Genomic DNA, 6,739 nt, shown 5'->3' with positions numbered 1-6,739 from the left:
CGCGGACGACGGCGACGGGAAGCCCGGCCGCCTTGCCCTTCACCAGGTCGCCGGCGAGATCGGCAAGACGCCCGGCCTGATCGGCAAGACGCCCCCTAGGGCCTGTCTTTCGGAGCATGCCGGGCCCGCAGGGCGCGCACGGTCCATTCGACCGCCGGGGCCGGACTCTCCGGAGCCTCCCAGCCGTTGACGACGGCGAGCAGCCGGAAGTACCGCTCGCGGCGCGGGTCGACCATGCCGTCGAGCCGCTCCAGCAGCGCACGCGGGCCGTCCGGGGACGACGCGACGACGGCGCGGACGAAGGGATCGGCCTCGGGCGACCCCGGATCGACACCGGTCCTCACGGCAGGCCCGACCAGTTCACCTACGACCGCGGCAAGCCCGGGCCGCGGCACACCGCCACCACCCCACTCCCGCGTCTCGTACTCCACCGCCCTCCTCACGGAGTCCCGGAACCCCGGCTCCTGACACAGCTCGGCCAGCTCCACCCACGCCCGGATCTGCTCGGGCTCGGGATCGGCGGGCAGTTCAGGGGTCATGGACCGTCGAACACCGGCGAAGACGGGTTCGGCGCCGAGCCCACCGAAGACGGAGTCGAGGAAGCCGTCGACCAGCCTTCGCCGTTCCTCCTCGGACAGCCGGGCAAGCTTGTGCATGAGTTCCGTCTCCTCGGGGGTCGATCCGCGCGAGGCCACCGCGGTCAGCACGGCCCGCCGCAACCGCAGGGCTCTGATCTGCACGTCGAGCGCCTCGGCATGCACCGCGGCGACCTCCGGCAGCGAGACCTCGCGGTCGAGCACCCGCCGGATCGCCGGCAGACCGATGCCCAGATCCCGCAGGGTCCGGACGAGTTCGAGCCGTGCGACGGCGTCGACGTCGTACATCCGGTACCCGGCGGCACTGCGCCCGGCGGGCCGCACGATCCCCTGATCGGAGTAGAACCGCACGGCCTTCACCGACACCCCGCCCCGCCGCGCCAGCTCCCCGATCCCCAACCAGGTGTCCTCTTCCATGCCCCCACCCTGAGGTCTCCCCCTACGGGAGACGCAAGCCCGCTGGTCGGGCTCGACCTCCGCCCGGGACCGCCGGCGGGCGATCACCGGAGCCCAGCCGGCTGCCCTGGTCCGCTCCGGCGTCAGGTCCGAGAACGGCGTCCTGGCCGAGCGTGAAGGGACCGCGGCAGCCTGATCAGACGCCACCTGATCCAAGGACGCGCTCGTCGTTCCAATCAGGGACCGTTGTGCTGCCGGAGAGCCAGTCACGTCGCAGAATCGCGTACCCGACGGCGTCACGGACCGTGCCGTCGGCTGCCGGCCAGGCATCGCGATAGTGCGCCTCCTTCGCGTAACCGCACCTTCGGAAAGCACGGCGCATCGCTGCGTTGTCCTGACGGGTGGTGCCCTCGATCCGCCGGACCCGGGGGAACTCGGTGAACACGTACCTGGTGAGCCAGGTCAGGGCCTGCCAGCCGAGGCCCCGCCCTCGGTGCTCGGAGCGGATGCGCAGATCGAACAGCGGCGTGTCGTCGCACAGGTCCATCAGCCGGACGAGGCCGGCTCGCTCACCGGCAACCGTGATCCAGAACGCCCGGTTGTCCCGGCCGTCGTAGCGGCCCTCCCCGATCCACCGCCGGGCTTCGGCCGGGTCGACCACGTCCGAGCCGTGGAACGGCCACGTGTCGCCCGAGAGGAAGCCCACCAGTTCTTCCGCGTCGGCCGACTCGAAGCGTTCGTAGGCGATCTCCACGGCCGCACTCTAGTGACGGAGACAGCGGCCCGGAACCGATTTCCCGGGCCGCCGACGGAACGCCGTGCGGGACTCACCCCGCGTGCAGCATCAGCCCGATCCCCACCACCATCAGCCCCGCCGCCGCGATCCTCGGGCCGCCGAAACGTTCCTTGAAGAAGAGGGCGCCGATCGCCGCGCCCACGATGATGGAGGACTCGCGCAGGGCGGCGATCGGGGCCAGGGGGGCCTTCGTCTGGGCCCACAGGACGAGGGCGTACGCCGCGACCGAGAGGGCCGCGCCGAGCAGACCCCGGGCCGCGTACGGGCGGAGCTGGGGGAGGAGCGCCGCGCGGCGGGTCCAGAGGGCGTACGCCGGGATCGCCAGGCCCTCCAGGACCATCAGCCACGCGATGTAGCCGAGCGGGGTGCCGGAGGCGCGGACGCCGAGGCCGTCCACGACCGTGTACAGGGCGATCGACAGGCCCGTCGCGCCCGCCGCGAGCAGCGCGGGCCAGTGCGGGCGGGCGTCCTTGCCCCGGATGCCCCACAGGGCGAGGCCCGTCAGGCCCGCGCAGGCCACCGCCACCCCGAGCAGCTGCCAGCCGTCCGGCACCTCGTGGACGAAGACCGCCGCGAGGACGGTCACGACCAGCGGGGCCGTCCCGCGCGCGATCGGATACATCTGGCCGAAGTCGCCGAGACTGAACGAGCGCATCAGCAGGGCGTAGTAGCCGATGTGCAGGAGTGCGGAAGCGACCAGGTACGGCCAGGCCCCCGCCGCCGGCAGCGGGACGAACAGGGCCGTCACCATGCCGATCAGCGCCCCGCCGCCGGAGATCAGCGTGAAGGAGAGCAACTGGTCCTTGATGCCGTGGGCGATCGCGTTCCAGCCGGCGTGCGTGACGGCCGCGACGAGGACCGCGAGCGTGACGAGCGGCGTCACGCGGACGGCTCGCGGACGTCCACCAGCGTGCCGCCGGCGTGCGCGACCAGCGTCTTCGGGTCCATCGCGAACACCGTGTGCGGGGTGCCCGCCGCTGCCCACACCACCGGGTGGTCGAGGACGCCCCGGTCGGCGAGGACCCGCGTCCTGGTGCGGTGCCCGAACGGCGGCACGCCCCCGATCGCGTACCCCGTCGTCTCCCGGACCGCCTTCGCGTCCGCCCGGGTCACCTTCTCCGCGCCCAGCTCCTGCCGCACCCGCTCGACGTCCACCCGCGACGCGCCGTCCACCAGGACGAGGACCGGCACCCCGTCGGCCGCGAAGACCAGCGACTTCACGATCTCCGCGACCTCGCAGCCGATGGCGTCGGCGGCCTGCTGCGCGGTGCGGGTCTCGTCCGGGAACCGCCGGATCTCGACGTCGAGCCCCAGCTCCCGAAGGGCGGCGGCGAACTGGGGGTGGGCATCGGCGTGTGAGGTCGTCATGGCCCGCACGCTAGCGGTCGGTGTACGGGCCACGCGACCGGGTTCCGGAGACCTCAGCCCGCGTTCAGCACCTGCGCGACCACCGGGCCGGCCGCCGTCGCGCCGTGGCCGGCGCCCTCCACGAAGGCCGCCGCGGCGAGGTCGTCCGCGAACCCCGTGAACCAGCTGTCCGACGTCTCCTGGCCGTCGACCTCCGCCGAACCGGTCTTGGCGCCCTTGTCGCCGCGCACCGAGGCCATCGGGCCGACCGCCGTGCCGTAGCCCGCCGTCGCCGTGGTGCGCATCATGTCGCGCAGCTGCCGGGCCACCGACGACGGCAGCTCCCGCTCGGCCTTGGCGAAGGGCCGGTCGTCGAGGTCCGCCGCTACCAGGTACGGCTGCCGGAACCGCCCGTCCTTCGCCGTCGCGGTGATCGAGGCCATGTTCAGCGGGTTCATCTGCACCGTGCCCTGGCCGATGTACTGCGCGGCCGCCTCACCACCCGTCGCCTCGGGGACCGAGCCGTCGAACGACCCGATGCCGGTCTTCCATTCGAGGCCGATGCCGAAGACCTCCTTGGCCTCCTTGCCCAGCGCGGAATCGTCGCCGACGTCGTCGATCTTCTTGATGAAGGCGGTGTTGCAGGAGCGGGCGAAGCTCTCCCCGAAGGTCGCGCCGTTCCGCGAGAACCCGTCCAGGTTCCCGATGGTCCGGCCGTAGTACATGGCACTCGGCGGACACTCGGCGACCTGGTCCGCCTTGACCAGGCCCTTCTCCAGGAGCAGCGCCGCCGTGACGATCTTCATCGTGGAGCCGGGCATCTTCTTGCCCTGGAACGCCGCGTTGAAGCCGTTCGCCGGGCTGTTGGCGACCGCCCGTACGGCCCCCGTCGACGGCTGGATCGCGACCACCGACGCCATGCCGTACCGCTTCACCGCCTTCTCGGCCGCCGCCTGGACACCCGCGTCGATCGTCGTCCTCAGCTTGCCCGGCTTCCCCTTCGACAGGACGAGGAGCGTGGTGTCGGCGACGGACTCGCTGCCCGAGTCGATGTACGTCTCGACGCCGGCCGTGCCGTCGACCTTCGACCCGTACCGCTTGCGCAGCTGGTCCAGGACCGGCCCGAGCGACGGGTACTTCTCCGCCGTCAGCTCCGTGCCGTCGAGGTCGACGGCCTTCACGGACGCGGTCTTCGCGAGGCCCGTCCGCAGGGTCCCCGCCGTCGTCAGCTTCGGGTGCAGCACGGTCGGCTGCCACTTCACCAGTGGCCGGCCGGTGGACTGCCCCCGCACCACGGTCAGTTCGGAGGCGTACGACCAGTCCTTGGACACGTCCTCGTAGGTGATCGTCGCCTTCACGGTGAACGGCACCTTCGTCCCGACGGCCGCCCCCGGGGTGATGACCGCCTTCGAGACCTTCGCGTCCTCCCGGTAGGCGGCGACCGCCGGGCCCGCCGTGACCGGGTCGTTCGTCAGCTGGGCCGCCCGTTCCGGCTCCCCGGCGGCCCAGGCCGCCAGGAAGTCCTTCGCGGCCGTCGTGACCTCGTCGGCGGTGAGGGGACCCGTCTTCGGCGCGTCACCGGCCTTGGTGCCCACGGAGGTCTCGCCGCCCGTGATCCCGTTCCAGAGGTTGTAGCCCCCGTATCCGACGCCGCTCGCCACGACGGCGAACACGCCCCCGACGATCGCGACCTTGGCCCCACTGCGCATGACTGCGCCTCCCCTCCCCAGGTGGACCGACGAGTCAAGCAGCCACGGCGTGCGCATGTCGAGCCACGCCCGCCACATCCGTCAAACCCGCCCCACCGGGGGCCCGGGCCCTACACCCAGGTGTCCAGCCACATCCGCGCCCGCCACTGGTCCATCGGAATGGGGGTGCCGGTGTAGATGGGCCAGAAGTAGATGAAATTCCAGACGATGAGCAGGACGAGGCATCCCGCCGCCACCGCGCCGAATGTCCGGCGCCTTTCCGATGAACCGCGGGGGCCGATGAGCGCGCCCAGCATCATGGTCACCGCCAGGCACAGGAAAGGCACGAAGACGACCGCGTAGAAAAGGAAGATGGTGCGTTCCTGGTAAAGGAACCAGGGGAGCCAGCCGGCCGCGATGCCGCAGGCGATCGCGCCCGCGCGCCAGTCGCGGCGGAAGGCCCAGCGCCACAGGACGTACAGGATCGCGAAGCAGGCCGCCCACCAGAGGAGCGGGGTGCCGAGGGCCAGGACCTCCTGGGCGCACTTCTCGGTCGCGGTCGCCGGGCAGCCCTTCGTGCCGGGGGCGGGGGACTCGTAGAAGTACGAGACGGGGCGGCCGAGGACGATCCAGGACCAGGGGTTCGACTGGTAGGTGTGCGGCGAGGTGAGGCCGACGTGGAAGGTGTACACCTCGGACTCGTAGTGCCAGAGGCTGCGCAGCCAGTCCGGGACCAGGCTCCCGGTGCCGCCGACCGCCTTGTCGTGGTCCTCCGCCCAGTGGCGGAAGTAGCCCTTGTCGGTGACCAGCCAGCCGGTCCAGGTCGCCAGGTACGTCCCGATGGCCACCGGCACCACCGACACGAACGCCGGCAGCAGGTCCTTCTTGATCACGGAGGCGTACGGGCGGATGGCGCCGGCCGTGCGGCGCCCGCCGACGTCCCACAGGACGGTCAGCAGGCCGAAGGCGACCATCACGTACAGGCCGTTCCACTTGGTCGCCGCCGCGAGGCCGAGGGACACGCCGGCCGCGAGCCGCCACGGCCGCCAGCCCAGGCGCAGCGACTCCGCGATCTCCACGTCCGGACGCAGCACCCCCTCCTCGTCCTCCGGCAGCGCCGCCGCGAGCCGCGCCCGCGTCCGGTCCCGGTCCAGGACGAGGCAGCCGAAGGCGGCGAGCACGAAGAACATCAGCACCTGGTCGAGCAGCGCGGTGCGGCTCATCACGAAGTGCAGCCCGTCGACGGCGAGCAGCAGGCCCGCCAGGCAGCCGAGGAACGTCGAGCGGAAGAGCCGCCGGCCGATCCGGCACAGCATCAGCACGGAGAGCGTGCCGAGCAGCGCGACCATGAAGCGCCAGCCGAAGGGCTCGAAGCCGATGAGCTTCTCGCCGACGCCGATCACCCATTTGCCCATAGGCGGGTGGACGACGTACCCCGGGTCGGTCGGGATCAGGACCGACCCCGGGTCCTTCAGGATCGTCTTGTCGATGTCCTTCGGCCACGCCCCCTCGTACCCCTGGTTGATCAGGGCCCAGGAGTCCTTGGCGTAGTACGTCTCGTCGAATATCACCGCGTGCGGCTTGCCCAGGTTCCAGAACCGCAGCAGGCCCGCGACCGCCGTGACCAGGAGCGGACCGCCCCAGGCCATCAGCCGCCACAGCCGCTCGGCGCCGCCGGGGCCGATGCCGAGGAGCGACCACGTCCGGGCGGAGGGCCGGGTGTACGGGGGGACGAGCCGCTCGCGCAGCCCGAGGGGCGCGGTGTCCGGGGCCGGCGGCGCGTAGCCGAAGCGCCGCAGCCTGAGCTGCCACGAAGAGGGCTCTGCCACGGGCGCCGCCATGGGGTGCTGGCCCTCCAGGGCCTCGGGTGCGGTACTGGTCACCGCGCCATCGTAGGGAACGCGCCTGTGCGAGTC

At 72.0% G+C, this 6,739-nt stretch carries 6 protein-coding genes; all 6 read right to left on the bottom strand.

The window, feature by feature from the left end; all coding sequences use genetic code 11:
• Nucleotides 1–95 precede the first annotated feature (95 nt).
• On the bottom strand, nucleotides 96–1,013 hold the full coding sequence (locus ABZ318_RS29110; RefSeq protein WP_356905431.1) for a MerR family transcriptional regulator: 918 nt from the start codon (nucleotides 1,011–1,013) through the stop codon (nucleotides 96–98).
• A 175-nt stretch (nucleotides 1,014–1,188) separates the two neighbouring features.
• Nucleotides 1,189–1,746: a GNAT family protein gene (locus ABZ318_RS29105; protein WP_356905430.1), complete on the bottom strand. Its 558-nt coding sequence runs from the start codon at nucleotides 1,744–1,746 to the stop codon at nucleotides 1,189–1,191.
• A 73-nt stretch (nucleotides 1,747–1,819) separates the two neighbouring features.
• Nucleotides 1,820–2,671, bottom strand: a complete 852-nt coding sequence (locus tag ABZ318_RS29100) for an EamA family transporter (protein WP_356905429.1) — start codon at nucleotides 2,669–2,671, stop codon at nucleotides 1,820–1,822.
• Nucleotides 2,668–3,156: a YbaK/EbsC family protein gene (locus ABZ318_RS29095; RefSeq protein WP_356905428.1), complete on the bottom strand. Its 489-nt coding sequence runs from the start codon at nucleotides 3,154–3,156 to the stop codon at nucleotides 2,668–2,670. Before ABZ318_RS29095 ends, ABZ318_RS29100 begins: the two co-directional genes overlap by 4 nt.
• A gap of 53 nt (nucleotides 3,157–3,209) precedes the next feature.
• Complete coding sequence (locus ABZ318_RS29090; protein WP_356905427.1) at nucleotides 3,210–4,844, bottom strand: penicillin-binding transpeptidase domain-containing protein; 1,635 nt, start codon at nucleotides 4,842–4,844, stop codon at nucleotides 3,210–3,212.
• A 110-nt stretch (nucleotides 4,845–4,954) separates the two neighbouring features.
• Nucleotides 4,955–6,664, bottom strand: a complete 1,710-nt coding sequence (locus ABZ318_RS29085) for a phospholipid carrier-dependent glycosyltransferase (RefSeq protein ID WP_356905433.1) — start codon at nucleotides 6,662–6,664, stop codon at nucleotides 4,955–4,957.
• Nucleotides 6,665–6,739 lie beyond the last annotated feature (75 nt).

Source organism: Streptomyces sp. NPDC006197 (genome assembly GCF_040613865.1).
Taxonomy (GTDB): Bacteria; Actinomycetota; Actinomycetes; order Streptomycetales; family Streptomycetaceae; genus Streptomyces.
This window is presented reverse-complemented; position numbering and strand designations above follow the sequence as displayed.

What these genes read in the sequence shown, in the direction of transcription:
- ABZ318_RS29110 (WP_356905431.1), bottom strand. Translation starts at nt 1,013, where the DNA reads ATGGAAGAGGACACCTGGTTGGGGATCGGGGAGCTGGCGCGGCGGGGC.
- ABZ318_RS29095 (WP_356905428.1), bottom strand. Translation starts at nt 3,156, where the DNA reads ATGACGACCTCACACGCCGATGCCCACCCCCAGTTCGCCGCCGCCCTT.
- ABZ318_RS29090 (WP_356905427.1), bottom strand. Translation starts at nt 4,844, where the DNA reads ATGCGCAGTGGGGCCAAGGTCGCGATCGTCGGGGGCGTGTTCGCCGTC.
- ABZ318_RS29085 (WP_356905433.1), bottom strand. Translation starts at nt 6,664, where the DNA reads ATGGCGGCGCCCGTGGCAGAGCCCTCTTCGTGGCAGCTCAGGCTGCGG.